24 protein-coding genes and 1 pseudogene are annotated in these 26,388 nt (G+C 60.8%); 5 read left to right on the top strand and 20 right to left on the bottom strand.

The features are described from left to right. Positions 1–3: 3 nt before the first annotated feature. The 13 genes and pseudogenes from ACF8R4_RS18595 to paaF all read right to left on the bottom strand — a co-directional run. Positions 4–1,572 (bottom strand): annotated as a pseudogene (locus ACF8R4_RS18595) (cation acetate symporter); the annotation flags it as partial. Next, positions 1,563–1,871 (bottom strand): DUF485 domain-containing protein, encoded by a 309-nt coding sequence (locus ACF8R4_RS18600; RefSeq protein WP_104834710.1) that lies wholly within the window; start codon positions 1,869–1,871, stop codon positions 1,563–1,565. The gene ACF8R4_RS18600 and the pseudogene ACF8R4_RS18595, both read right to left, overlap by 10 nt. 107 nt (positions 1,872–1,978) lie before the next feature. Continuing rightward, entirely contained in the window at positions 1,979–3,055 is a 1,077-nt protein-coding gene (gene paaE / locus ACF8R4_RS18605; protein ID WP_164524543.1) for a 1,2-phenylacetyl-CoA epoxidase subunit PaaE, read from the bottom strand. Between the two features lie 15 nt (positions 3,056–3,070). Beyond that, positions 3,071–3,604, bottom strand: a complete 534-nt coding sequence (paaD, locus tag ACF8R4_RS18610; protein WP_016715219.1) for a 1,2-phenylacetyl-CoA epoxidase subunit PaaD — start codon at positions 3,602–3,604, stop codon at positions 3,071–3,073. Continuing rightward, entirely contained in the window at positions 3,591–4,349 is a 759-nt protein-coding gene (gene paaC, locus ACF8R4_RS18615; protein WP_060499410.1) for a 1,2-phenylacetyl-CoA epoxidase subunit PaaC, read from the bottom strand. Before paaC ends, paaD begins: the two co-directional genes overlap by 14 nt. 8 nt (positions 4,350–4,357) lie before the next feature. Continuing rightward, positions 4,358–4,639, bottom strand: coding sequence for a 1,2-phenylacetyl-CoA epoxidase subunit PaaB (gene paaB, locus ACF8R4_RS18620; protein WP_004374528.1), 282 nt, complete (start codon positions 4,637–4,639; stop codon positions 4,358–4,360). 25 nt (positions 4,640–4,664) lie between these two features. Continuing rightward, positions 4,665–5,654: a 1,2-phenylacetyl-CoA epoxidase subunit PaaA gene (gene paaA, locus ACF8R4_RS18625; protein WP_164524544.1), complete on the bottom strand. Its 990-nt coding sequence runs from the start codon at positions 5,652–5,654 to the stop codon at positions 4,665–4,667. A 215-nt stretch (positions 5,655–5,869) separates the two neighbouring features. After that, the gene (gene paaK / locus ACF8R4_RS18630) at positions 5,870–7,189 is read right to left on the bottom strand and encodes a phenylacetate--CoA ligase PaaK (protein ID WP_156866942.1); all 1,320 of its coding nucleotides are present in this window, start codon (positions 7,187–7,189) and stop codon (positions 5,870–5,872) included. A gap of 121 nt (positions 7,190–7,310) precedes the next feature. Further along, positions 7,311–8,531 carry a 3-oxoadipyl-CoA thiolase gene (gene pcaF / locus ACF8R4_RS18635; protein WP_392493138.1) on the bottom strand — a complete coding sequence of 407 codons (1,221 nt, stop codon included), beginning with the start codon at positions 8,529–8,531 and terminating at the stop codon, positions 7,311–7,313. Beyond that, positions 8,524–8,964 (bottom strand): hydroxyphenylacetyl-CoA thioesterase PaaI, encoded by a 441-nt coding sequence (gene paaI / locus ACF8R4_RS18640; protein WP_060499414.1) that lies wholly within the window; start codon positions 8,962–8,964, stop codon positions 8,524–8,526. Before paaI ends, pcaF begins: the two co-directional genes overlap by 8 nt. Then, a complete protein-coding gene (gene paaH / locus ACF8R4_RS18645; RefSeq protein ID WP_104834705.1) occupies positions 8,957–10,474 on the bottom strand; it encodes a 3-hydroxyacyl-CoA dehydrogenase PaaH in 1,518 nt (505 codons plus the stop codon). Before paaH ends, paaI begins: the two co-directional genes overlap by 8 nt. A gap of 2 nt (positions 10,475–10,476) precedes the next feature. Next, positions 10,477–11,268: a 2-(1,2-epoxy-1,2-dihydrophenyl)acetyl-CoA isomerase PaaG gene (gene paaG, locus ACF8R4_RS18650; protein ID WP_060499416.1), complete on the bottom strand. Its 792-nt coding sequence runs from the start codon at positions 11,266–11,268 to the stop codon at positions 10,477–10,479. Positions 11,269–11,302: 34 nt separating this feature from the next. Continuing rightward, positions 11,303–12,076, bottom strand: a complete 774-nt coding sequence (paaF, locus tag ACF8R4_RS18655) for a 2,3-dehydroadipyl-CoA hydratase PaaF (RefSeq protein ID WP_392493141.1) — start codon at positions 12,074–12,076, stop codon at positions 11,303–11,305. Between the two features lie 349 nt (positions 12,077–12,425). On the opposite strand from paaF, the gene paaY reads away from it, so the two are divergent. Together paaY and paaX are read left to right on the top strand one after the other, a co-directional pair. After that, the gene (gene paaY, locus ACF8R4_RS18660) at positions 12,426–13,025 is read left to right on the top strand and encodes a phenylacetic acid degradation protein PaaY (RefSeq protein WP_392493142.1); all 600 of its coding nucleotides are present in this window, start codon (positions 12,426–12,428) and stop codon (positions 13,023–13,025) included. A gap of 77 nt (positions 13,026–13,102) precedes the next feature. Further along, positions 13,103–14,026 carry a phenylacetic acid degradation operon negative regulatory protein PaaX gene (gene paaX, locus ACF8R4_RS18665; protein ID WP_177337105.1) on the top strand — a complete coding sequence of 308 codons (924 nt, stop codon included), beginning with the start codon at positions 13,103–13,105 and terminating at the stop codon, positions 14,024–14,026. A 137-nt stretch (positions 14,027–14,163) separates the two neighbouring features. On the opposite strand, the gene rfaD is transcribed toward paaX, so the two are convergent. The 5 genes from rfaD to ACF8R4_RS18690 all read right to left on the bottom strand — a co-directional run bounded on the left by rfaD (position 14,164) and on the right by ACF8R4_RS18690 (position 18,384). Beyond that, positions 14,164–15,195 carry an ADP-glyceromanno-heptose 6-epimerase gene (gene rfaD, locus ACF8R4_RS18670; protein ID WP_164525246.1) on the bottom strand — a complete coding sequence of 344 codons (1,032 nt, stop codon included), beginning with the start codon at positions 15,193–15,195 and terminating at the stop codon, positions 14,164–14,166. A 256-nt stretch (positions 15,196–15,451) separates the two neighbouring features. Beyond that, positions 15,452–16,201: an amino acid ABC transporter ATP-binding protein gene (locus ACF8R4_RS18675; protein ID WP_082426424.1), complete on the bottom strand. Its 750-nt coding sequence runs from the start codon at positions 16,199–16,201 to the stop codon at positions 15,452–15,454. Positions 16,202–16,212: 11 nt separating this feature from the next. Beyond that, positions 16,213–16,872 carry an amino acid ABC transporter permease gene (locus ACF8R4_RS18680; RefSeq protein WP_060499929.1) on the bottom strand — a complete coding sequence of 220 codons (660 nt, stop codon included), beginning with the start codon at positions 16,870–16,872 and terminating at the stop codon, positions 16,213–16,215. A gap of 10 nt (positions 16,873–16,882) precedes the next feature. Beyond that, positions 16,883–17,530: an amino acid ABC transporter permease gene (locus ACF8R4_RS18685; protein ID WP_060499942.1), complete on the bottom strand. Its 648-nt coding sequence runs from the start codon at positions 17,528–17,530 to the stop codon at positions 16,883–16,885. 65 nt (positions 17,531–17,595) lie between these two features. After that, positions 17,596–18,384, bottom strand: a complete 789-nt coding sequence (locus tag ACF8R4_RS18690) for an ABC transporter substrate-binding protein (RefSeq protein WP_060499928.1) — start codon at positions 18,382–18,384, stop codon at positions 17,596–17,598. A 282-nt stretch (positions 18,385–18,666) separates the two neighbouring features. Here ACF8R4_RS18690 and ACF8R4_RS18695 point away from each other — a divergent pair, with 282 nt between their 5' ends. Further along, positions 18,667–19,107 carry an Lrp/AsnC family transcriptional regulator gene (locus ACF8R4_RS18695; protein WP_060499927.1) on the top strand — a complete coding sequence of 147 codons (441 nt, stop codon included), beginning with the start codon at positions 18,667–18,669 and terminating at the stop codon, positions 19,105–19,107. A gap of 50 nt (positions 19,108–19,157) precedes the next feature. Here the strand turns inward: ACF8R4_RS18695 and ACF8R4_RS18700 are convergent, their stop codons facing one another. After that, positions 19,158–22,205, bottom strand: coding sequence for an aminotransferase class III-fold pyridoxal phosphate-dependent enzyme (locus tag ACF8R4_RS18700; protein WP_392493144.1), 3,048 nt, complete (start codon positions 22,203–22,205; stop codon positions 19,158–19,160). 142 nt (positions 22,206–22,347) lie between these two features. On the opposite strand from ACF8R4_RS18700, the gene ACF8R4_RS18705 reads away from it, so the two are divergent. After that, positions 22,348–22,788 carry an Lrp/AsnC family transcriptional regulator gene (locus ACF8R4_RS18705; protein ID WP_016714074.1) on the top strand — a complete coding sequence of 147 codons (441 nt, stop codon included), beginning with the start codon at positions 22,348–22,350 and terminating at the stop codon, positions 22,786–22,788. A gap of 66 nt (positions 22,789–22,854) precedes the next feature. Here ACF8R4_RS18705 and ACF8R4_RS18710 read toward each other — a convergent pair whose 3' ends face one another. After that, complete coding sequence (locus ACF8R4_RS18710; RefSeq protein ID WP_060499925.1) at positions 22,855–23,472, bottom strand: dTMP kinase; 618 nt, start codon at positions 23,470–23,472, stop codon at positions 22,855–22,857. A gap of 261 nt (positions 23,473–23,733) precedes the next feature. Between ACF8R4_RS18710 and ACF8R4_RS18715 the strand changes: the two genes are divergently transcribed. After that, positions 23,734–26,274 (top strand): HWE histidine kinase domain-containing protein, encoded by a 2,541-nt coding sequence (locus ACF8R4_RS18715; RefSeq protein WP_060499924.1) that lies wholly within the window; start codon positions 23,734–23,736, stop codon positions 26,272–26,274. Positions 26,275–26,388: the final 114 nt, after the last annotated feature.

Below are 26,388 nucleotides of genomic sequence, written 5' to 3' on the forward strand. Positions count from 1 at the left end.
AAGTCAGTGCTTGCTAGCGCCGGCGGCGCCGATACCGGTCATGGAGCGGATGAACTGGGCCAGGTAGCGGCCACGCTCTTCAGTGGCACGCTCGGAGCTGTCGGTGACCGAGAACACCCAGGCGCTAAGGAACGCCAGGCTCATGGAGAACAACGCCGGGTTGCTGTAAGGGAACACTGCTGCTTCATTGTGCAGCACGTTGACCCACACCGCCGGGCCAAGCACCACCAGCAGCACGGCCGAAACCAGGCCAGCCATGCTGCCGCATACCGCGCCACGGGTGGTCAGCCCCTTCCAGAACATCGAGAGCAGCAGCACCGGGAAATTGACCGAGGCCGCCACTGCCAGTACCAGGCCGGAGAGGAAGGCGATGTTCTGCGACTCGAACATCAGGCCGAGGATCACCGCCAGCAGGCCGATCAGCAGGGTGGCGATACGCGACACACGCATTTCTTCCTGCTCGGTGGCCTTGCCTTGACGGAACACGCAGGCGTACAGATCGTGGGACACGGCCGATGCGCCAGACAGCGCCAGGCCGGCAACCACGGCCAGGATGGTGGCGAAGGCCACGGCAGAGATGAAACCAAGGAACAGGTTGCCGCCCACGGCCTGGGCCAGGTGCACGGCGACCATGTTGCCGCCGCCGATGATGGCGCCGGTGGCATCGCGGTAGGACGGCTCGGTACCGACCATGACGATGGCGCCAAAGCCAATGACGATCAGCAGCAGGTAGAAGTAGCCGATAAAGCCGGTGGCATAGAACACGCTCTTGCGTGCTTCCTTGGCGTCGCTCACGGTGAAGAAGCGCATCAGGATATGCGGCAGGCCAGCGGTGCCGAACATCATGCCCAGGCCAAGGGAAATGGCATCAATCGGGTTGGACAGCAAGCCACCCGGGGCCATGATCGCCTGCCCCTTGGCATGCACGGCCACGGCGCTGGCGAACATGGCTTCGGTGCTGAAGCCAAAATGCCTGAGCACCATGAAGGCCATGAAGCTGGTGCCCGACAGCAGCATGACGGCCTTGATGATCTGCACCCAGGTGGTGGCGAGCATGCCGCCGAAGGTGACGTAGGCCACCATCAACACGCCAACCAGCATGACCGCGTACAGGTAGCTGATGCCGAACAGCAGCTCGATCAGCTTGCCAGCGCCGACCATCTGCGCGACCAGATACATCAATGCGACGACCAAGGTGCCGAACGCCGATGTGAGGCGTACCGGCGTTTGTGCCAGGCGGTAGCTGACCACGTCGGCGAACGTGTACTTGCCCAGGTTGCGCAGGCGCTCGGCGATCAGGAACAGGATGATTGGCCAGCCGGCCAGCACGCCAAGGGCATACAGCAGGCCGTCGTAGCCGTTCATGAACATCATGGCCGAGATGCCCAGGAAGGAAGCGGCACTGATCATGTCGCCAGCGATCGCCAGGCCGTTCTGCATGCCGGTCAGCCCCCCGCCAGCGGTATAGAAGTCGCTGGCCGAACGGGTGCGCAGGGCCGCCCAGCGGGTGACCAGCAGGGTGAAGCAGACGAACACCATGAACATCGAGATGGCAGTCCAGTTCATTGTGCGCACTCCTGCTTGACCTTATCGTTGAGCGGGTCGAGCACATTGTTGGCGCGGTGCACGTAGATGCCGGTCAGGGCGAAGGACAGCAGCACCATCAGCACACCCACCAGCATGCCCACGGTGGTTACGCCGCCGCTGAGGGACTGGCCGAGGGTGGTGGGCGAGAACGCCACCAGCAGGACGAAGCCGTAGTAAATTACCAGCATGGCCAAGGTCAGGCTGCCGTTGAGGCGGCGTTTGCGCCGTACCAGGTGCTGGAAGTCGGGGTGGTTGGCGATGCTTTCTATGCGTTCGGGTGTCATGGGTTGCGATCTCTGGGTGTTGTAATTGTTTTGTTGAGGTCACGCGGGTGTTGCGGTGTCGCTGATGGCCTCTTCGCGGGCTTGCCCGCGAAGCAAGCGACTTGGTCTCAAAGCTGGTCGAAATCGAGGACCACTTTGTCGCTCACCGGGTAGGTCTGGCACGACAGCACATACCCGGCCGCCACTTCGTAGTCTTCCAGTGCGTGGTTGCTGTCCATTTCCACTTCGCCTTCGATCACCCGGCACTTGCAGGTAGAGCACACACCGGCCTTGCAGGAGTAGGGCAGCTCGGCGCCGATGGCATTGCCGGCGTCCAGCACGTTCTGGGTGTTGCGTGGCAAGTCGAAGGTGAGCGCGCGGCCGTCGCTGATCACGGTGATGTGGCTGAGCGCCGCGTCCACCTGGCGCGCCGCTTCGCGGGCTTCACGTCGTGCTTCGTTCCCGGCAGCGGTGAACAGCTCGAAATGGATGCGCTCCTTGCCCAGGCCGTTGGCCTGCAAGCTGTCGCGTACGGTCTCGGTCATCGCTTGGGGGCCACAGATGAAGGCCGCGTCCAAGCCAGGAACGTCCAGCCAGCGCGAAAACAGCTGGCCGCACTTGTCAGCGTCGATGCGACCGTTGTACAGGTCGACATCCTGCTGCTCGCGGCTGAACACGAAAATCAGGTTCAGGCGGTCGAGGTACCGGTTTTTCAGGTCTTCGAGCTTGTCGCGGAACAGCGCGCCAGAGCTGGAGCGGTTGCCGTACAGCAAGGTGAAGCGGCTGTGCGGCTCACGGTCCAGGGTGGTGCCAATGATCGACAGGATCGGGGTTATGCCGCTGCCGGCGGCCACGCCCAGGTAATTGCCGTGGCGGGCAGGGTCCAGCGGCACGAAGAAGCTGCCCGACGGCGGCATCACGTCCAGTTGCTGGCCGGCTTTGAGTACATCATTGGCAAACGCCGAGAAACGCCCGCCTGGCACGCGTTTTACGGCCACGCGCAGCTCACCGTCCTGGACAGCGCTGCAGATGGAGTAGGAACGGCGGACTTCTTCGTTGTCCAGCCGGGTACGCATGACCAGGTATTGGCCCTGGGTGAAACGGAACTGCGCCTGCAGGTGCTCGGGCACGTCGAAGGCAATCGACACCGCGTCACGGGTCTCGTTGCGCACTTGCTTGATGGTCAGGCTGTGAAACTGGCTCATGGCATTCTCCACGGCTCAAATGCATTTGAAATAGTCGAACGGCTCCAGGCACTCGCGGCAGCGGTACAGCGCCTTGCACGCGGTGGAGCCGAACTGGCTGAGCAATTCGGTATGGGCGCTGCCGCATTGTGGGCAGCACACTTGGGGCACCTCGCCCAGCAGGCTGCGCTTGCTGGCGCTGCCTTGGGGGGGCGCGATGCCGTAAGCCCGCAGGCGCTCGCGGCCCAGTTCGCTGATCCAGTCAGTACTCCATGCCGGTGTCAGCCGGCGCTCAAGGTCTGGCGCGGCAAAACCGGCCTGTTCCAGCGCCTGGCGGATATCACCTTCGATCACCTCGGTGGCCGGGCAACCGGAGTAGGTCGGGGTAACCACCAGGTGCAGGTGGCCGGCGCGCCAGTCGAGGTCGCGAACGATCCCCAGGTCGACCACGCTGACCACGGGTACTTCCGGGTCCATGACCTGGCCAAGCACCGCCCATGCCCGGGCCAGGTCGTCACCTTGCAGCGCCCGTGCACCCCGGTCGCCGGCAATCAGCTCACCAGGTTGCATCGGGGTAGGCCCTTGGCAGGAACTGCATTTCGGCCAGCAGCAGGCCCAGGTGCTCGGTGTGCAAGCCTTTGCGACCGTCTAGGTAGAAGTGGCTGGCAGCCTTTGGCAGCGGCAGGTCGACCGAGCTGAAGGTTTCGCTCACCTGCTTGAGCCAGGCAGCACCCACGGCAACGGGGTCGGCAGCGATACCCGCTTTGGCCAGCTGCACTTCATTGTCACTGCCAGCCGTCAGCTCGACCGTGAAACGCCACAGTGCCGCAATGGCGGCGAGCATGCGCTGGCGGCTTTCTTCCGTGCCGCCACCCAAACGCTGTACCCACTCACTGGAGCGGCGCAGGTGGTAGGTAACCTCCTTCAAGGCCTTGGCGGCGATACCGGCGATACGTTCATCGCTGGAGCCAGCCAACCCCTGCAGCAGGGCGAAGTGCCAGGCGTCGTAGAGAAACTGTTTGGTCATGGTCACGGCGTAATCGCCGTTAGGCTGCTCGACCAGCAGCAGGTTGCGGTAGGCTCGCTCGTCACGGCGGAAGGCCAGGGCATCGGCGTCGCGGCCGTCATCCAGCAGCTCAGCGGCGTACTCCAGCCAATTGCGCGCCTGGCCGACCAGGTCGAGGCCGACGTTCATCAGGGCCAGTTCTTCTTCGATGGCCGGGGCGTGGCCACACCACTCGCAAAGGCGCTGGCCTTGTACCAGGGCACTGTCGCCAAGCAGCAGCAGGTAGGGGATAAGGGCTTCGTTGTGCATGGCCAACCTCACATGTGTCCGACTTCGTCGGGCAGTTCGTAAAAGCTGGCATGGCGGTAGACCTTGTCGTCCGAAGGGGCGAACAGCGGGTCTTTCTCGTCGGGGGACGATGCGGTGATCAGCGCCGAGGGCACCACCCACAGGCTGACGCCTTCGCTGCGGCGGGTGTAAAGCTCGCGGGCGTTCTCGATGGCCATGGCGGCATCGGCGGCATGCACACTGCCGACGTGCTTGTGGTTAAGGCCGTGCTTGCTGCGCACGAACACTTCGTAGAGGGTCCAGACAGACATTTTCGATCTCCGCATCAATCGCCGCTCAGGCGGCGTTCTTGTTCTGTTGCTTGCGCGCGTAGGCCACGGCAGCCTCGCGTACCCAGGCACCGTCCTCGATGGCCTTGCGCCGGGTGGCGACACGTTCCTGGTTGCACGGGCCATTGCCCTTGATCACTTCGTAGAACTCGTCCCACTGGATTTCGCCAAAGTCGTAGTGACCCCGTTCGGCGTTCCACTTCAGCTCCGGGTCGGGGGCGGTGCAGCCGAGCAGTTCGAGCTGCGGCACGGTCTGGTCGATGAAGCGCTGGCGCAGCTCATCGTTGGTCTGGCGCTTGATCTTCCAGGCCATGGACTGGGCGCTGTTCGGGGAATATTCGTCGCTGGGGCCAAACATCATCAGCGAGGGCCACCACAAGCGGTTGATGGCGTCCTGCACCATGTCGCGCTGGGCCTGGGTACCGTGGCGCATCATTGTCAGGAGAATTTCGTAGCCCTGGCGCTGGTGGAAGCTTTCTTCCTTGCAGATACGGATCATCGCGCGGGAGTAGGGGCCGTAGGAGGTGCGCTGCAAGACCACCTGGTTGACGATGGCGGCGCCATCCACCAGCCAGCCCACTGCGCCCATGTCGGCCCAGCTGAGCGTGGGGTAGTTGAAGATGCTCGAATACTTGGCCTTGCCGCTGTGCAGCTTGGCGATTTCTTCATCGCGGTCGGCGCCCAGGGTTTCCATGGCGCTGTACAGGTAGAGGCCGTGGCCGGCTTCGTCCTGGATCTTGGCCATCAGTTGCAGCTTGCGCTTGAGGCTGGGGGCGCGGGTGACCCAGTTGCCTTCGGGCAACATGCCGACGATTTCCGAATGGGCGTGCTGGGAGATCTGCCGGATCAAGGTCTGGCGGTAGGCCTCAGGCATCCAGTTCTTGGCTTCGATCTTGATTTCAGCGTCGATCTTTTCCTGGAAGTTGCGCTCTTCGGGCGACATCTCTTCCAGCGACTTGACGCGCTTGGCTCCGGTTTCCACTAGCTGTGCGTACATGTGCTGCGACTCCTGCTAAGGCATGAGTCATTTGTAAGCGATACAAAACATAACGTCAAACTGTTTTGTGTGTATCAAATAAGATTTCTGTATCGCTTTCAGGCCTCTTCGCGGGCAAAACCGTCCCCGAAGGGATCTTGCAGCCCCTGTGAGGGCGTGCAACACGCAAAAAAAAGCCCCGGACTGAGCCGGGGCCGAAAAGGCAGCCGAATGAATCAGCTGGCCAACCGTTTATCAAACACGTGGCAGGCCTTGCCCTCTGAGCGCTTGAGCGTGCCGCAAGGCTGCAGGTGCACCTGGGTGCTGATGCCAATGTAGGTCTTGATCTGCTTGCTCAGCTCACCGATCACCTGCTTGCGCTGGCCGTCATCGAGGTGCTGGCACTCTCCGCGCAACTCCACGTGCACCTCGACACTGTCCAGGTTTCCATTACGATACAGATGGATCTCATAAAGCTCTGAGAGTTGTTTTATTTTAAGTACCTGCTCCTCGATTTGGGTCGGGAACACGTTGACCCCGCGAATGATCAGCATGTCGTCGCTGCGACCGGTAATCTTGCCGATCCGCCGCATAGGGCGAGCGGTGCCCGGTAGCAGCCGGGTGAGGTCGCGGGTGCGGTAGCGCACCATCGGCAACGCCTCTTTGCTCAGCGAGGTGAACACCAGCTCGCCGAGCTGGCCGTCTGGCAGCACTGCGCCGGTGACCGGGTCGATGATCTCGGGGTAGAAGTGGTCCTCCCAGATGGTCGGGCCGTCCTTGGTTTCGATGCACTCCATCGCCACCCCAGGGCCCATGATTTCCGACAGACCATAGATGTCGAGGGCATTGATGCCCAGCCGCCCTTCGATGGAGCGGCGCAGCTCGTCGGTCCAGGGTTCAGCACCGAAAATGCCCAGCCGCAGCTTGAGGTCGTGCGGGTCGATACCCTGGCGCTCAATCTCGTCAGCCAGGTTGAGCATGTAGGAGGGGGTGACCATGATGATGTCAGGCTGGAAGTCGCGAATCAGCTGCACCTGCTTCTCGGTCTGGCCGCCAGACATCGGGATTACCGTGCAACCCAGGCGCTCGGCGCCGTAATGCGCGCCAAGGCCACCCGTGAAAAGGCCATAGCCGTAGGAAACATGCACCTTGTCACCTTTACGCCCTCCGGCCGCGCGGATCGAGCGGGCGACGACATTGGCCCAGGTGTCGATGTCATTCTGCGTATAGCCAACCACCGTCGGCTTGCCTGTAGTGCCGCTTGAGGCGTGCAGGCGCACCACCTCTTCCTGAGGCACGGCGAACATCCCGTAGGGGTAGTTGTCACGCAGGTCGTTCTTGCCGGTGAAGGGGAACTTCGCCAGGTCTTCAAGGCTTTTGAGGTCGTCGGGGTGGGCGCCGCACTGGGCAAAGCGCTTGCGGTACAACGGCACATTGTCGTAGGCGTGCTTCAGGCTCCAGCGCAGCCGCTCCAGCTGGTGCTGACGCAGGGCATCGACGCTGGCGGTTTCCATCGGGTCCAGCAGGGCACGATCGGCATCATGGTACATGTTCATGGCTTCACTCGAATTGTTCTTGTACGCCGCGCGGCACCGGTTGCAGGCCGCGCGGTGAGTGTCATGAGCGCAGCATATACGGCTGCGTTCGGTTGGGTAACAGGCAGATGGTCTGATCCGCTCAGAGGCGCTCGATGACCATCGCAATGCCCTGGCCAACGCCGATGCACATGGTGCACAGGGCGTAGCGGCCGGCGGTTTCTTCCAGCTCATGCAAGGCAGTGGTCACCAGGCGTGCACCGCTCATGCCCAGCGGGTGACCCAGGGCAATGGCACCGCCGTTGCGGTTCACCCTCGGGTCGTCATCGGCCAGGCCCAGTTCGCGCAACACCGCCAGGCCCTGGGCCGCAAAGGCCTCGTTAAGCTCGATGACGTCGAGGTCGGACAGCGACAAACCCGTCAATTCCAGCACCTTGCGGGTTGCCGGTACCGGACCGATGCCCATCAGCCGGGGCTCGACCCCGGCCACGGCCATGCCGACGATACGGCCGCGCGCCTTGAGGCCGTGTTGGCGGGCAGCCGCGCTACTGGCCAGCAGCAGGGCGCAGGCGCCGTCATTGACCCCGGAGGCGTTGCCCGCTGTTACGCTGCCGCCTTCACGGAAAGGCGTCCCGAGCCGGGCCAGTTGCTCGAGCGTGGTATCGCCACGAGGGTGCTCGTCGTGCTCGATCACTTTGGGCGGGCCTTTGCGCTGCGGGATTTCGACCGGCACGATTTCCCGGGCCAGGCGGCCGCGGGCCTGAGCCTGCGCTGCCTTGTGCTGGCTACGCAGGGCGAAAGCATCCTGGTCGGTGCGCGAAATACCGAACTGTTCCGCCACATTCTCGGCCGTTTCCGGCATCGAATCGGTACCGTAGGCAGCGTTCATGAGCGGGTTGACGAAACGCCAGCCGATGGTGGTGTCGAACAGCTCGGCGGCACGACCGAATGCCTGCTCTGACTTGCCCATCACAAATGGCGCACGGGACATTGATTCCACGCCACCCGCCAGCATCAGCCCGGCTTCACCACAGCGCAGGGCGCGGGCTGCATTGCCGATGGCATCCAGGCCGGAACCGCACAGGCGGTTGATGGTGGTCCCAGGCACTTCAAGTGGCAGCCCGGCCAGCAGGCTGGCCATGTGCGCCACGTTGCGGTTGTCTTCACCGGCCTGGTTGGCGCACCCGAGCATGACGTCATCGACGGCTTTCCAGTCCAGTTCGGGGTGACGCTGGATCAACGCCTTGAGCGGGATTGCGGCGAGGTCATCGGCCCGCACGCCGCTCAAGGCGCCGGCGTAGCGGCCAATAGGGGTGCGCACGGCGTCGATGATCAAGGCATCGGGCAGACTGTTTTCATTCATCTTGCGTCTCCTGCGCGAGCACGGTGCCGCGCACTTTGTAGGATTTGCCATGGAACATCGCCACCAGCTCACCGCGCTGGTTATCGATGCGCACGTCGTACAGGCCAGTACGGCCCTTGCGGCTGACCTCGCTGGCGTTGGCGGTGAGCACGTCATCGCGCAACGCCGGGGCCAGGTAGTCGATGCTGCAGCCCAGCGCCACGGTGGCCTCATCGTAGCTGTTACAGGCGAAGGCAAATGCCGAGTCGGCCAGCGCGAACAGGAAACCGCCATGGCAGGTGCCATGACCCTGGATCATGTCGGCACGTACCGGCATGCGCAGGCTGGCGCTGCCTGGGCCGGCATCCAGCAGGGTGATGCCCAGGCTCTGGGTGGCTTGGTCGCGGGCGTACATGGCGTCGGCACAGGCGTGTGCCAGTTCCACTTCAGTCATGCAGGGTGCCTCCTTTGGCTTCGCAGCGGCGTAACAACAGGGAAGGGCGGTAACGGCTCTCGCCGTAGCTTCGCTGCAGGTTGTCGAGCACGCGCAGGGTGTGGGCAATACCTATATTCCCGGCCCAAGCCAGCGGGCCGCAGGGGTAATTGACGCCGGCGCGCATGGCGAGGTCGATGTCGGCGGCGCTGCCGACACCTTGCAGCACGGCATCGGCGGCTTCGTTCGCAAGCATTGCCACGGTGCGCAGCACCACCAGGCCAGGCAGGTCGGCGACCGCCGTGACCTTGAGCCCGGCGCGCTGCAGCAGGGCCACGGCGTGGTCGCGTGCGCTTTCGGTGATGTCCGCCGACCAGCTGATGGCTATTCGCGTGGCAGTGCTGTAGTCCAGTGCGAGGTCGAGCAGCACCAGGTTGCGCAGGCCATCTTCACGGGCGCGCTGGCTGGCGAGCCGGCCATCGGACAGTGCCAGGGTGGCATCGCCGACCCGGATCACACCGCTACCTGCACGCCGGGTGACGGCGATGCCGTTGAGGCTCAGGCGCTCGACCAGTGGCTGCATGACACCCAAGTGTCCCTCGATGACGCAGGCTTCGGCGCTGGTGAGGCTGCACAGTTCAGCAGGTGCTGGCCGTTCGGCGCCTTCGACGTAGCTATAAAAGCCTTCGCCAGTCTTGCGGCCAAGGCGTCCGGCATCCACGAGCTCTTTTTGCACCAGCGAAGGCTGGAAGCGGAAATCTCCATAGAACGCATCGAACACCGAGCAGGTGACGGCGTAGTTGACGTCGTGCCCTATCAGGTCGGTGAGCTCGAACGCCCCCATGCGGAAACCACCCGCATCGCGCAACAGTGCATCGAGGCTGGCGCAGTCGGCTGCACCTTCCTGCAACAGGCGCAGGCTTTCGGCATAGAAAGGCCGCGCCACACGGTTGACGATAAAACCCGGTGTCGAGCGCGTGTGCACTGGCTGTTTACCCCAGGCCTGGGCGGTATCGTAGATGCAGGAGGCCACTGCCGGTTCGGTTGCCAGGCCCGACACCACTTCGACTAAGGCCATCAGCGGCGCCGGATTGAAGAAATGCATGCCAACTACCTGTTGCGGGCGTGCAAGGCCGGCGGCCAGGCTGGTGATGGACAACGACGAGGTGTTGCTGGCGAGTATGCAATCGTCGGCGCACAGGGCTTCGAGCTGACGCAATAGCGTCTGCTTGACCTGCAGGTTCTCGACGATGGCTTCGATCACCAAGCCGGCATCAGCCAATGCTTCAAGGGTGTCGACCGGGCATAGCCGCAGGCGGATCATTTCGTGCTCGGCTGCCTGCAACTTACCTTTTTCCACCAGCCGGGTGAGTTGCCGATCAATGCCGGCCACCGCCTGGGCAGCAGCGCCTGGGCGGTTATCGTACAGTTTCACCGGGTGACCGGCCTGGGCCGCGACCTGGGCGATGCCGGCCCCCATGGCACCCGCACCGATCACCGCCACCTGCACATCGCTTGCGAGTGCACTCATGTTCAGCACCCCTTGAAATCTGGCGTGCGCTTGTTCATGAAGGCGCTCACACCTTCGCGGTAGTCTTCGCTGCGCCCGGCTAGGCGCTGCAGATCGCGTTCCAGCTCCAGCTGTTCATCGAAGCCATTGTCGAAGCTGGCATTGAGGCCGCGCTTGATCAGGGCCAGACCGTAAGTGGGCTGGGTGGCAAGCTGGCGGGCGAGGGTGAGGGCCTCATCACGCAGTGCGGCATCGTCCACTACGCGATGGATCAGCCCCCACTGCAGGGCCTGCTCGGCGCCAAGGCGTTCGCCCAGCATGGCCAGGGCCTTGGCCCGTGCCATGCCGACCAGGCGCGGCAGCAGCCAGGTACCACCAGAGTCTGGCACCAGGCCGATCTTGCAGAACGCCTGAATGAAGCTTGCAGAGCGGGCAGCCAGTACCAGGTCGCAGGCCAGCGGTATGTTGGCACCGGCGCCAGCGGCCACGCCGTTGACCGCACAGATCACCGGCAGCGGCAGGTCGCGCAATGTGCGCACCAGCGGGTTGTAAAACTTGTCGATGGACTCGCCCAGGTCTGGCATTTCGGCACCTGGGGCAACGTTGCGGTCGGACAGGTCCTGGCCGGCGCAGAAGCCACGGCCTTCGCCTGTCAGCAGCAGTACTCGCGCATCACTGCTCTGGCGTACTTGCTTAAGTGCCTCGCGCACTTCCAGGTGCATGGCGGTGTTGAAGCTGTTCAGTTGCTCGGGGCGGTTAAGCGAGAGGAGGGCGACGCCGTCCTCGATGGAAAACAGGATGTGCTGGTAAGTCATGACAGACTCACTCCGTCAGTCGAGGGAAAAATGGTCAGCGGCCCTGGAAGCGGGCCTGGCGCTTTTCCTGGAATGCCCGGATGCCTTCATCGCGGTCGGCGGTACCGGCAAGCAGGGTGAACGCATGCCGTTCGAAACGCAGGCCGCTGGCCAGGTCGGTGTCGCCGGCTTTCAGTAACGCCTCCTTGCCCAGGCGCACAGCCAGGGGCGCCTTGGCGGCAATGCTGCGGGCAACCTGCAGGGCGCGCTCCACGGTGAATTCCGGTTGAGTGGTTTCGCTGACCAGGCCGGCCTGCTGGGCGTGGCGGGCGGTGATCGCTTCACCTGTCAACACCATCTGCATGGCCAACGGCTTGCCGACAGCGCGCAACAGCCGCTGAGTGCCGCCGGCGCCGGGGATGATGCCGAGGTTGATTTCCGGCTGACCGAAACGGGCGTCGGTACCGGCAATGACGATGTCGGCACACATCACCAGCTCGCAACCGCCACCCAGTGCATAGCCGTTCACGGCGGCAATCAGCGGCTTGGCGAATGCGGCGATCGTTTGCCAATGGGCTACACGAGGGTCGTTGAGAATGCCGACCAGATTGCGCTCGGCCATCTCACGGATGTCGGCCCCTGCGGCAAATGCCTTGGGGCTGCCGGTAATCACTACGGCGCGTATCTGCTCGTCGCCCTCGGCAAGCTGCAAGGCCGCAGCCAGCTCTGCCAGTAGCTGGGTGCACAGGGCATTCAGGGCCTCAGGCCGTTGCAAGGTGATGAGCTGAACGCCACGTTCGGGCGCCTGCACATCGAGATATCGCGGCATGTCGGGTTCCTCTGGCTACACGCACGGCACATCGTGGCGCCGGCATTTCTTGGAATTATTTTTTGCAAGGCGTGATGCTGGATCACGACCAGGTGCAGCCAGTATATGCATCATGCGATACCGATGTGCAACGGCAAAAATATTTTTATGTATCTCTTTGCTCGTTTCTAAAGCTCAAAAACGGGCATCGATAACCTTCCGGTAAAACGTTTCATCTGACTATTGGTCATCGTTATCGCCTAGGTTACCCCCAATTTTCCACCCATCAGAGAAGCGATACACGATTGACGACCAAGCTGCTTGTGATACAAGCTCTAACAGCATTTAAAATAATTTCAGGAGTTTTCCCATGCCTTGCTATCGACTGGACGGCCTGACGCCCGTGGTGCATCCATCAGCCTACGTACACCCCAGTGCAGTGCTGATCGGCGATGTCATCGTCGGCCCTGGTTGCTACATAGGCCCATTGGCATCGCTACGGGGTGATTTCGGCCGTATCGTGCTGGAGGAGGGTACCAACCTGCAGGACACCTGCGTAATGCATGGCTTTCCGGGCGGCGATACCGTGGTAGAACGCAACGGGCATATCGGACATGGCGCCGTGTTGCACGGGTGCCGAGTGGGCCAGGACACCTTGATCGGGATGAATGCGGTGGTGATGGATGGTGCACATATCGCACCACGCTGCATCGTAGCGGCTACCAGCTTCGTCAAAGCCGGCTTCGAGTGCGAAGCTCAAAGCCTTGTAATGGGCTCGCCAGCCCAGATGAAACGGCGCCTGAGCGAGCAGGAGCTGGCCTGGAAGCAGCGCGGCACTGCTCAATACCAGCAACTGGCGCTGCGTTGCATGAACACCATGGTCGAATGCCCGCCACTGGCCGAGGTTGAAGCAGGGCGGCTGCGTATGGAAGACACAGGTATCAGGCCCAAAGGCCAGGCGACGGCATGAGCCTGGTTGCGTCACGCAATGGCCAGGCGGCCCGCCGCACAGGTATAGTCGGTGCTTTATCCGCGCACAGTTCGCCCATGAGCAATCTCGCCCCACTGAACAACTTGATCACTCGCTTCCAGGAGCAGACGCCGATCCGCGCCAGTTCCCTGATCATCACCTTGTATGGCGATGCCATCGAGCCCCACGGCGGTACCGTTTGGCTAGGTAGCCTGATCAACCTGCTGGAGCCAATCGGCATCAATGAACGGCTGATTCGCACATCGATCTTTCGCCTGACCAAAGAAGGCTGGCTCACGGCTGAAAAGGTTGGCCGGCGCAGCTACTACAGCCTGACGGGCACGGGTCGCAGGCGCTTCGAGAAAGCCTTCAAACGCGTCTACAGCCCAAGCCAACCCGCTTGGGACGGGGCGTGGACGCTGGTGCTGCTGTCGCAACTGGAGGCAGGTAAACGCAAGGCCTTGCGTGAAGAACTGGAGTGGCAGGGGTTTGGCGTAATGGCGCCGAACCTGTTGGGTTGCCCACGGGCAGACCGTGCCGACCTGGCTGCCACGTTGCGCGAACTCGAGGCCAGCGACGACAGCATCGTCTTTGAAACCCACACACAGGAAGTACTCGCGTCAAAAGCCATGCGCGCCCAGGTGCGGGAGAGCTGGCGTATCGAAGAGCTGGGGCAGCAGTACAGCGAATTCATCCAGCTGTTCAGGCCGCTGTGGCAGGGGTTGAAAGAGCAGACGGTGCTTGATGCGCAAGATTGCTTCCTGGCACGCACGCTGCTGATTCACGAGTACCGCCGGTTGCTGTTGCGCGACCCGCAACTGCCAGAGGAGTTACTGCCAGGGGACTGGGAGGGAAGGGCCGCACGACAGCTGTGCCGTAACCTCTACCGGTTGGTGTTTGCCAAAGCAGAGGAATGGCTGAATGCAGCGTTGGAGACGGCAGACGGACCATTGCCGGATGTTAACGAAAGCTTTTACAAGCGTTTTGGTGGATTGGCGTAAGGGCAAAGAGAGGGCAGTTATGCGCCCTTTTATATAACTACGCTAAATGACTATTTAGTGTAGTTAACGGTAATTACCAGCCAATTTCTACCTATACATTAGAAGAAATCGCCGCCCAATCCAACTTTCTCGCAATGTTAAGCTTCCGCCGCTTGCTTGAATGGAGCAGGCGGCGGGCGCTGGACACCCAACAACCAGTCGCAGTAGCGGGCCACGCCTTGCTGGACTGTCAACGTTTGTGCCTTGTACCCGGCAGCGCGCAAGCGCTCGAGGTCGGCACAGGTAAAACACTGGTATTTGCCACGCAAATGATCCGGAAACCCGCAGTACTCCAGTACACCTTCGAGCAAGGCCGTCTCAAGTGACAACGGGGGTTGGTCTTGTTGCTCACGCAGCCGATTGATTACAGCCAACGCAACGTCATTGAAAGGCTGGGCGCGACCGCTGCCGACATTGAAGATGCCGCTTGATTGCGGGTGATCAAGGAAGAACATGTTGACCTTGACCACATCATCCACCGAGACGAAATCACGCAGGTGGCCACCGCTGGGATAATCACCATAACGGCCAAACAGCGTCACTTTTCCTTGGGCCTGGTACTGGTTGAAGCAGTGCAGGGCCACTGACGCCATGGCGCCTTTATGCTGTTCCTGGGGGCCGTACACGTTGAAATAACGCAAACCGACGATCTGGCTGCGTGCTGTAGTCAATTGACGGCGTACCTGTTGATCGAACAGGAATTTGGAATAGCCATAAACGTTCAGCGGTCGTTCGCATTCGCGCTGTTCGCGAAAATCTCGTCCTGCACCGTACACAGCTGCCGACGACGCATATAAGAACGGCGTTTGCTGGTGCTGCGCAGATACAAGCAATTCGTGGCTGTACCGGTAGTTGTTGTCCATCATGAAACGACCATCAGCCTCGACGGTGCTCGAACATGCGCCTTGGTGCAGCACCGCGCGAACCTTGCCAAACTGACCACGGGCAAAACGATCGAGAAAATCGTCCTTGTCCAGGTAATCAGCGATTTCACTGTCGGCCAGGTTACGGAATTTGTCGCCATCGGTCAGGTCGTCGACGGCGATGATCTCCGTTTCGTTACGCCGGTTAAGTGCCTGGACGAGATTGCTGCCGATGAAGCCTGCAGCGCCGGTTACGATAATCGTCATGCCAGATTCCCCGTAAGGGTGCGTAGCCCGGATTTTAATCAAGGCACAGGTACCCAACCTTAACCTGGGTCAACGAATTCGCCGGCAAGGATAATCCAGGCGCTTGAGCTGGCTTAGCATCTGGCACTCCACGGTGCCGCTTGAAATATCAAATAACCCCATAATGCATATTATGTTAAATAATATATTATGCTTCCGCTCTGTAACACTTCGCCGGCGCTAACCTCCGCCTGAAATGCACGTCAGCACCTGAACATCAGTCGTTATGCAGGTGCTTTTTCAGAAAAGCCCGGGTGCGGTCTTGAACGGGATTTCTCAGCATCTCACTGGGTGCACCTTGCTCTACAACAACCCCGCCATCCATGAACACGATCTGATCGGCCACTTCACCGGCAAAGCGCATTTCATGCGTGACGATCAGCATGGTCATGTGTTCGGCCGCCAGCTGTTTCATTACCAGGTTCACTTCTTCCACAAGCTCAGGGTCCAGTGCCGAGGTTGCTTCATCGAACAACATCACTTTGGGTTGCATGGCCAAGGCCCGGGCAATGGCCACGCGCTGTTTTTGCCCGCCGGACAACCGGGACGGGAACTCGTCGATCTTGTTGCCCAGCCCGACTTTCTGCAGGTACTCCAGGGCCAGCTCCCTGGCCGCACGTTTCGAATAGCCTTTGAGCTTCACAGGCCCTATCGCGATGTTTTCACAGACCGTGAGGTGCGGAAACAGATTGAAGTGCTGAAACACCATGCCCATCTGCTGGCGCACCTTGTTGATATGCTGCTCAAAGGCGCGGCCTTTCAAGGGTTGATTGACCTGAGCGCCGTCAAGCCAGATTTCACCACCATTAAGCACTTCGAGATGATTGATCGAGCGTAGCAAGGTACTTTTGCCCGAACCGCTTGGGCCGATGATGGCGAAAATCTGCCCACGCGATACCGAAAGATCGATCCCCTTGAGTACCTCAAGGGTACCGTAGGCTTTACGAGCGCCCTTCACTTCTACCATAGCGTTGTTGTTCATCGTGACATCTCGACCTTTGCTTCAATAAGATGCAACCCGGCTTCGAGCGCCAGGTTGGCCATGTAGTAGATCACCGCGACGGCGATGTAGAACTCAAACGGGCTGTACGTTTCGCTGACGGCCAGCTGGGCGCTGTAGACGAGTTCGGCAATACCGATGATCGATACCAGCGACGTGTCCTTCAGCAACACGATGAGGTTGTTTCCCAATGGCGCGATGGTTTTTCTGAGCGCCTGCGGGACAATAATGTAGCGCTGGGTCATGGCCTTGCTCAGGCCGATTGAACGCGCGCCTTCTATCTGGCCCGGGTCAACCGCCTCGATACCGGACTTGATCACGTCGGCGTTGTACACGGCAAAATGCAGGCTGAGCCCGATGATTCCCGCAGCCAGCGCCGGAATATCGATACCCACCTGAACCAGCCCGTAGTAGATCAAATAGAGTTGCAACAGCAATGGCGTGCCCATCAACAGCCAGGTCATGAAACGCACAGGCAGCGCCATGACGTGAGGCGCATACAAGTCGATCAGCGCAATTAGCACACCCACGACCAGGCTGATGACACTGCTGCAGAGAAACATGACAACCGTCCACCACAGCCCGGTCGCCAGCATGTCGTAATAAGGTGCGATGACACTCAGGTTTAATCCTTCCACTGCCAACCCCTCACTTGGTCGCGTATCGCTTGTCCAGCACTTCCACCAGATACTTGACCGCGTAGACCATGACGATATAAAGCAACGCCGACACCATGAATATTTCGAATGGTTTGTACGTTGAACTGATGAAGCGCTGTGCGGTGTATGTCAGTTCAACCACCGAAATGGCCGACACCAAGGCGGAGCCTTTGATCAGGCCAATGGCATTGACGCCAAGCGGCCGGATCATGAGTTTCAGTGCCTGGGGAACGATGATGAATAACAATGTTTGCCTACGGCTGAATCCAATCGACCGTGCACCCTCCTCCTGGCCTGGATCAACGTTGACGATTGCACCTCGAATGGACTCTGACATATAGGCCGCGATGTTCATGCCCAAACCGATTACCGCAGCAGCGAACGGCTCCAGTTCTATGCCTATTTGTGGTCCGCCAAAATAGATGATGAACAACTGCACCAGGCAGGGTGTGCCGCGAAACACGCTGACGTACAGACTTGCCGCCCACCGCAGGATAATGAACGGCGATAACCTGCAGGTCACCAGCGCAATGGCGATAACCAGGCCAAGTAGTAATGAAAGCAATGAGATCTGCACGGTGACCCAAGCGGCTTCCAGAAAAAAGGGGTAAGTGCGATGGATTAATGACAGGTCCATGAAACCACTCACAAAAAGTCTGCCAACCCGGCCCAGCCTGCCGGCCAGGCCATTCCTGGTGCGCTTCAGCGAATGTCGCTGCCCACCCATTTCATTGAAATTTCCTTGTACGTGCCATCTGCCAGAATCTCGTCCAGAGCCTTCTGCAACTGGGCCTTGAATTCAGGGTTGTTTCTGCGAATGGCGATGCCCAGACCCTCGCGGCCACCCTGCTCGTCCGGCAAACTGATGATCCGCACTTTTTGCCCGGTTTCCTTTACCGCAACCATGACCGGGATGCTGTCCATCACCACCGCATCGATACGGCCGGCATCCAGGTCGACCAGCATTTCAGGCAGGCCTTTATAAGTGCGCACTTTGAGATTGCCGCGCGCACGCGCCCATTTGTCATGCGAATCACCCAACGTGACGCCGACGGTAACATCCTTGAGGTCATCAAGTTCTTTAATCGGAGAGCTTTCCTTGACACCAATGGTACGGCCCGCATGGTAATACGGTCCGACGAAGTCAACGGCTCTAAGGCGCTCGGGGGTAATGGTCATCGAGGCGATGACAGCGTCATACTTCTTGGCCAGTAACCCTGCAATAATGCCGTCAAACGGTGTGGTGATGATTTTTATATTCACGCCCAGGCGCTGGGCAAGTGCTTCTCCGATGGAGGCGTCGAAACCGACAATTTCATTCTTTTCATTAGCAAAGCTAAAGGGAGAATACTGCCCGCTCATTGCCACCCGTAACACGTTCGACGCTTGAACAGCCTGCAAGTCGTCGGCGTATGCCACACCTTTAGAGCACAAGGCGACAGCCGCTACCGCAGTGGAAGCCAGTAGCATTCTGGTTTTTCTTGCCAGCATCGAGGCACTCCTTGGAAGTTTGTATTTCTTATTGTTCCGGGCTCTTAGGCCCCATCCTTCACAGAAAGCTTTGCACACTGAAACCTTGAAATCACCCTGCAAAGTGCGTGTCGGACTGGCACATTGCCGGAATCGACCGACATAATGCCGGCGCCACTTCGACCCTGGGAGAAACTGGAGTAGTGTCTTCCAATGCACAAAAAAGGAGCAAATGGCTAACTATTCCCTGCTCTTTATTGGGGCGGACGGCCCTTTACCGGCGATCAGACAGGAGTGTCAGCATTGCGCGAATTAGACGTCAAAGATCGGGAAATCCTCGAAATACTCTCCAAGGAAGCACGTGTCGCACTCAAGGCACTTGCGGCAAGAATCGGCCTGTCAAGAAGCGCGACCAGCGAACGGGTTTTACACCTGGAGCGCAGCGGAATCATTCGGGGATATCGCGCGGACATTGGCGAAATTGATGCCAACGTAATACGGGCAATCATTCTGGTCTCGCTGAAACGCACACCGGCGCTTGGCCTGCTGGACCTGCTGGCACAGAACGCCCAAGTGAAACGGGTATCCTCGGTCAGCGGCCAACTCGACCTGGTTGTAGAGGTCGAGGCACGAACGATTGATGACTTGAACCGGGTGCGCGACGCCGTGGCGTGCCACGATTCAGTGGATGACATCACGACTGCAGTGGTGCTGCGGCGCGATATCGACCGCCAAAAAGCCTGAACGCACGGGCAGGACTTGCCGATCGGCACGCCCTGCCCGGTTGAAACGCGTTACTTCAGCGCCGCAGTGAAGCTGTCTTGCAGTACATCAAGCAGGAAGTCCGCATTGGCCCGGCTGAAAATCATGGAAGGACGCATTTTCAGCACGTTGTCATGCGGGCCTTCGGTACCGATCAACACGCCGCGTTCTCTGGCGCCATCGGCAACTTTTCTGGCCAAGGCCGTGGCCGGAGCCTTCGAGGAGCGGTCCGTGACCAACACAATGCCGAGGAACAGGCCCAACCCGCGTACATCACCAATCACATCGAATTGCTGCTGAAGCTTGCGGAAACCCTCAAGCAGGTAATTGCCGATGCTCAAGGCGTTCTCTTTCAGCTGGTCGCGCTCGATGGCATTGAGCACCGCCAGGCCCACCGCACACGACACGGGGTTGCCGGCGAACGTATTGAAATACTCCATGCCGTTGTTGAAAGCATCGGCAACTTCACGCGTGGTCACCACCGCCGACATCGGGTGGCCGTTACCAATCGGTTTGCCCATGGTGACAGCATCTGGCACTACCCCTTGGGTCTCGAACGCCCACCAGTGGCTACCGACGCGGCCAAACCCGACCTGCACCTCATCGGCCAGGCACAGCCCACCTTCGGCGCGAACCATGGCGTATACCTCCTTGAGGTAATGCTCGGGCAGAAACACCTGCCCCGCCACGCTGGGGATCGACTCGGCAAGGAAGTAGCCCGGGCCCTTGCCGGCTTTGCGCATGGCGTCCAGCTGCTCTGCCACCGACTCGGCAAACCGTTTGCCGTGTTCCTCCAATGGCCAGTGCTCGGGCGCGTAGTAGCTGTCTGGAACCATCGCCTCGTATACGTGCGCCGCCCTGCCCTTGCCGGCTTTGCGCTTGTACTTGTAAGGGCTCAGGTCGATGAGCTCTTGCGTGGTGCCATGGTAAGCCCAGTCCAGCACGATCGCCTGGTCGCTACCGGTGTAGTTGCGTGCCATGCGCAGCATGAGGCTGTTGGCTTCACTGCCCGAGCAGCCGAATGACGCCACACAAAGGCCCTCGGGCAACGTGCCGGTCAGCCGCTCGGCGTACTCGACGATGTTGTCGTGCAGGTATCGGGTGTTGGTGTTAAGCAGTGCAGCCTGGCGGGTCAAGGCTTCGACCACGTCGGGATGGCTATGGCCCAGGTGGCACACGTTGTTGAAGCAGTCCAGGTAGGCCCGCCCGAAGTTGTCGATCAGCCATACGCCATCGCCGCGGACGAACTTGATCGGGTCAGTGTACGAAATTGACAAATTCGGTAGCAGCAGCGCTTTACGCTTGGCAATGATCTGGGCCTTGGTCATTCCCTGCTGGTTGTAGGTTTCTGGCGGGATGCCGGCCAAGGTCGAGGCATCAGGGAACAGGTCAGCCCACACCTCGCGGTATTCGGGCTCTCCAACGCCAATGACCTCACTCGCGCTCAGCTGCGTATCGGTGGTCATCTGCAGGTGCAGGTGGGGAATCCAGCCGCCGTTTTCAGTATCGGTGCCCATGTAGCCCACCAGGTCGCCGGCTTCGAGCTTGTCACCGGCCTTCAAGCGGTCGAGCGCCTCGTGGGCCATGTGCCCCCACAGGGTCAGAAATGGCGGGCAACCTGGCGGGCTGTGCTCGATCATCACCAGCCCACCATAGCCCAGCGGGTCGGGTTCAACCTCAACGCTTTTGACGGTACCGGCGACCGGAGCGTACAACGGCGTACCGGCAGGCATCACCAGATCGACCCCCACATGCAGGGTACGGCGCCGCCCCTTGATGAAGCGCGACTCGAAGGCACTGTCCGTATAAATGGTACGCAACTCACCCCATGGCCCAATGGCCAGCGGCACGTTGTGCGCGGTAGAGAACGCATCCCACCAGCGCGTCGCATCGGCAGGCCGCTGCTCGGCTGAGGCGATGGTCATTTCGTGGCTGGCGTCGCCAAACGGCGCGATCACCTTGTTGAGGATGGCGGCTGACGGGCGCACCAGCTCGGCAAATGATGTGTGGTTTTCGGCGATCCAGCGGCGCACTGCACCCGCCCCCTCGACGGCATCGAAACCACAGGCTTTGCGCAGGATGCCTGTAGCCAGCCGTGGATTCATCGAATCAAGCTGTTCCAGCAGGCGCCAGGCTGGCGCTTCACTGATCGCCAGGTAGGGGTTGTCTTCTGTCTGATCGTGCCGGGAAGCGGAGAAAGTAACGCTGATGACCAGGCGCATGGCAATCAGGTTGAACAGCACGTCAAGCTCTTGCGCTTGCAATGGGTACTTTTCATGGAATCCGGCCACCAGCGCTGCGGCAGCGCCGATCGGGTCGTCCATGTCGAGAATGGCGTACGCACTGGCGATCGCGACCTCGGCAATCAGCACGGTGTGAACGGCATCGCCAAAGTCGATGAAGCCGGTCACATGGCGGGTGGTTTCGGCATCGACCAGGATGTTCCAGTCGTTGGCGTCATTGTGGATCACCTGCGCCCTGAGTGATGCCAGCCTGGGCTGTACAGTGTGTTCGAACCGGGTGATGAAACGCTCGACAATGGCCCGGCGCTCGGGGCTTTTAATGTGGTGCAAACGCGTACGGGAGCGTGCGGCATGGCGCAAGTCCCAGTCCAGGTCACGGACGGCACCCGGGTGCATGAACCCCTGCAGGGCGCGGTCAAGTTCACCGAGTGCCCGGCCAAAGTTGCTCATCAGCGCGAAAGAGCGCTTGGCCTCGGCAAGCGGCGTGCCGGCCAACCAGCTGACCAGGCGCACAGCATGCTGCTCACCTGTGGCGCTGGCCACGGATGGCAGGTAGTCACCCGCCACACTGGCCCGAAGGTGAGGCACACCCAGGTGCGCGCCATGCACGGCCAGATGATCGAGCAGCGCGGTTTGAAACTCGCTTTCTACCCGGGGCTCACTGGCATTGACGATTTTCAGTATCCAGCCCGCATCGACGCCCGTATCCAACCGGTAATTGCGGTCACGCTCCCCGTCCAGGGGGGTTGCCGTAGCGGTGACATTGAAGAAATCTTTTGCGAGGCCCTCTGCATCGCTTGCCGAAAACCGAGGTGCCGGGTGGGAAAGGTCTGTCATATCATCACGTTCCGAGCGAGCAAATTGTTTTTCAATAGCTTGTCATGCACTGCCGAAACCGACACCCTGCATACGGTCGGGATCGACAGGCATTATGCCGGTACCGACCGGCATAAAGACGGCGAGCTTATCAGGTGGTGCAATGCGTGAACTGGACGCAAAAGATCGTGAGATTCTTGAAGTACTTTCGAAGGACGCGCGCATTGCGCTGAAGGCGTTAGCCGGCCGCATAGGCCTTTCCAGAAGCGCCACGACCGAACGTGTGGCCAACCTTGAGCGCAGCGGAATCATTCGTGGATACCGTGCAGATATCGGCGAAATAGACGCCAATGTCATACGCGCGATACTGCTGGTGACCTTGCAGCGCACCCCTGCCATGGGGCTGCTCGACCAGTTGGCGACGGACGCACGCGTGCGGCGGGTTTCCTCGGTGAGTGGGCAGCTTGATCTGGTGGTTGAGGTAGAAACCCGGACAATCGACGACCTCAATCAGGTACGCGACAACGTGGCACGTCACGAATCGGTGGATGACATTACCACGTCGGTCGTCCTGCGCCGTGATATCGACCGCCAGGGCGCCTGATCATCCACGCATGATTGTCCAGGCCGGCCTTTGCGCCGGCAAGCCAGCTTGCGGTCGCACGAGCGCTCAACGCGTTAGCAGTACGCGGTCAATCTCGCCAACCACCTGCCGCGTTGCGTCTTCCATGGCCCCTTCATTACGGCACAACACCCAGCCGTGCTTTACCAGCGCCCGCTCGAAAGCCTCGGTGCAGGCCACCTGTTCATCCAGGTTGTGTATCACCGTACTGCCCAGGCCACGCGTGCGTGCCGCAGCCCTTGCCCACGAGGTTTCAGGGGCAGTGACAACCCCGACATGCAAATCTGGCACTTGCACGCTGAGGTCGAGGTTCAATCGCAAGATCTGGTCAAACGGCACCGTGCGGCGAAACGCGGCGTCAGAGGGGTACCAGCGATCAATCAGGACGATGCTGTCTGCTGGCTGCTTGGGCAGTACGTGCCGAGAAATCCAGGCGCGGCTTTCAGCGAAGCGCTCGCACACCTTGAATTCCAGATCCCGGCACGGGGTTCTGGCAAGCTTGTTGACCAGCGCCATGGTTTCGCCCCGGTAGGGATCGCTCTTTTTTTCGCAAAGGCGAATCACCTTTTTCCCGTCCACCCTCAGGGCTTGGGTGACGGCCTCCAGCAGCGTGGTCTTGCCGGTGCCTTTAGGCCCATCGATGGAAACAAACAGCGGGCGGGTCATCGTTCAATACCAGTTGGCTCAGGTGCGGATGAGACCATTGATCGCCGCTTGCCTTCAAGGCCTATCGACAAGAGCACATCTGTACTCCACAGGTAAAAGGCGGCACATGCCGCCTTCTCGTCCTTTCCTGGCGACTGCCTACGTAGGCATCAACCCTGGGCTTTCCAGCCCATTCGCTTCGCTATGCCAAAGGCCGGCTGCCTGCTAGGCTGACGTTGGCGGCCCTGCTGGCAGCCTCTTCATCCCCCACAGGCACGGCCAATGACATTCAACCCCCAAGTAAACCTGACCAACTGCGACCGCGAGCCTATTCAGATACCCGGCAGTATCCAGCCCCATGGCTGCCTGCTGGCCTGTGATGCCTCAGCCACCGTCGTTTTGCGTCATTCGGCCAATGCTTCACAAATGCTGGGCGTAGCAAGCGACATCAACGGCCAGAAGCTGCATGCGGTGCTCGGGGATGAGGTGGCGCACACCCTGCGCAACGCGCTGGCCCGCACCCGGGAGGCCTCGCGACCGGCGCTCAGCTTCGGTGTGAAGCTGCCCAGCGGCGAGGCTGTCGACATTGCCGCCCACTTGTTCAAAGGCACGGCTATCCTCGAGTTCGAACCCGCTGGTGCGAGCATTGCCGAGCCGATCGAACTGGCCCGCACGCTGATCGCCCAACTGCGCGAAATCGACCAGACCAGCAAGCTGTTCCGCGATGCTGCCCGCTATGTCCGGGCCGTGCTCGGTTACGACCGGGTGATGATCTACCAATTGGGTACCGACGGCGCCGGCAAAGTGGTTGCAGAGGCCAGGCGCAGCGACCTTGAAAGCTTCATGGGCCAATACTTCCCGGCCTCCGACATCCCCCAGCAGGCCCGCGCACTTTACCTGCGCAACCCCATCCGGGTGATCTCGGATGCCCAGTTCAAGACGGTCGCCATCGACCCCGTGCTCGACCCCTCGGGCGAGCCGCTAGACCTTTCCTATGCGCACTTGCGCAGCGTCTCGCCGATCCATTGCGAATACCTGTGCAACATGGGCGTGGGGGCCTCCATGTCGATTTCGGTCATCGTCAATGGGGAGCTATGGGGGATGATCGCCTGCCACCACTACGCACCGCGCACACTGGCCATGGGGCAACGTGTGGCGGCGGAAATGTTCGGCGAATTCTTCTCGCTGCATATCGAGACCCTGCGCAGCCGGCAAAAGCTTGAAGCCGCCGTGCACGTTCACAAAGCGCTGGACAGTATGCTGCTTGACGCCAACCAGGCTGCAGACATCGATGGGTTCTTCCGTGCGCGCCTGCCCCAGCTTATGTCGCTGATCCCCTGCGACGGCATCGGCATGTCGCTGCAAGGCCGCTGGTCATCCGGCGGGCTGACGCCGCCCAACTCGGCGGTGCCCGACCTGCTGCGCCTGGCAGATATCGTCAGCTCTGGCCGCACCTGGGCGTCCAACCGCCTGTCGATGGTACTGCCTGCGGCCCACGCGTACTTTACCGATGTGTCGGGTGTGCTGATCATACCGATGTCGCAGCAGCCGAGGGATTACCTGATCTTCTTCCGCAAGGAAGTGGTCGAGACACTCGACTGGGCCGGGGACCCGAACAAGACCTATGACAGCGGCGCACTGGGCGACCGCCTGACACCACGCAAGAGCTTCGCGATCTGGAAAGAAACCGTTCACCAGCAGTCACTACCCTGGACCGAGCAGGACCGCCAGTTTGGCGACGCCATCCGTACCGCGATTGTCGAGGTGGTGCTGCATAACAGCGAGTTGCTGGCCAGCGAGCGTTCGAAGGCAGAAGTGCGCCAGCGCATCCTCAATGAAGAGCTCAACCACAGGGTCAAGAACATCCTGTCGTTGATTGGCGCGCTGGTTGCCCACCCGACCTCGGAGAGCCAGACACTGCAGGACTACGTGGCGACATTGAAGGGGCGCATCCATGCGCTCTCCCTCGCTCACGACCAGGTGGTACGCGGTGACGGTGGCGGGCGACTGGCCAAGCTGCTGGAGGCAGAGCTTTCACCCTACCGCACCGCCGCCGGAGTGATTGAACTGCAAGGCCCGAACGTTATCCTGGATGCCCGCGCCTATTCGGTCATGGCCTTGGTGCTGCACGAACTGGCAACCAATGCTGCCAAATACGGCGCGCTGTCGTGGGCGAGCGGCAAGCTTGCCGTGAGCTGGGCCATCGACGCCAGCAACGGCTGCAGCATTACCTGGCGTGAAAGCGGCGGACCAACGGTGCGCCCGCCCAGCCGCAATGGCTTTGGCTCGGTCCTGATAGAACGCAGTATTCCGTTTGATCTGGGTGGCACCAGCGCAGTGGAATATCACCCCGAAGGCGTGCAAGGGTTGTTCAGAATTCCTGCAAAACACCTGTCCGTGGCCGAAGCGGCCGAGCCTGCGAGCACGGCCGCGCCGGTTACCCGTGCAGCCGATGCCTTTGCCGCCCGGACGGGCTTGTGCGTGCTGATCCTTGAGGACCAGTTGGTGATCGCGGTTGGCCTTGAGCAGATTCTCAACGATGCACAGATCAAGGACGTGATGACCGCCAGCTCCGAGGATGAGGCCATGCGTTTGATTAGCAGCCGCACACCGGACGCCGCGATACTGGATGTGAACCTGGGAACAGGGACGTCGATTTCCGTCGCCGATGAACTGCAGCGCCGGCAAATTCCGTTTCTGTTCGCTACCGGCTATGGTGACGGCATCAGCATTCCCGAGCATCTGAAGGATGTGCCCGTAACCCGCAAGCCCTATGACGCGAACAGCATCCTGACCAGTCTGCAGGCCCTGGTTGATCGCTGAGAGAAGGGTTTACTGAACGGAAGGCGGGAGCGCAAGCCGCTCCAGGGTGCGGCGCCAGCCTTGAGGTGGCGCCGTACCTGTCAAGCATTACACCGCCAGCGCGCGCTCACGCAG

It is taken from the genome of Pseudomonas sp. FYR_2, assembly GCF_043106425.1.
Classification (GTDB): domain Bacteria; phylum Pseudomonadota; class Gammaproteobacteria; order Pseudomonadales; family Pseudomonadaceae; genus Aquipseudomonas; species Aquipseudomonas monteilii.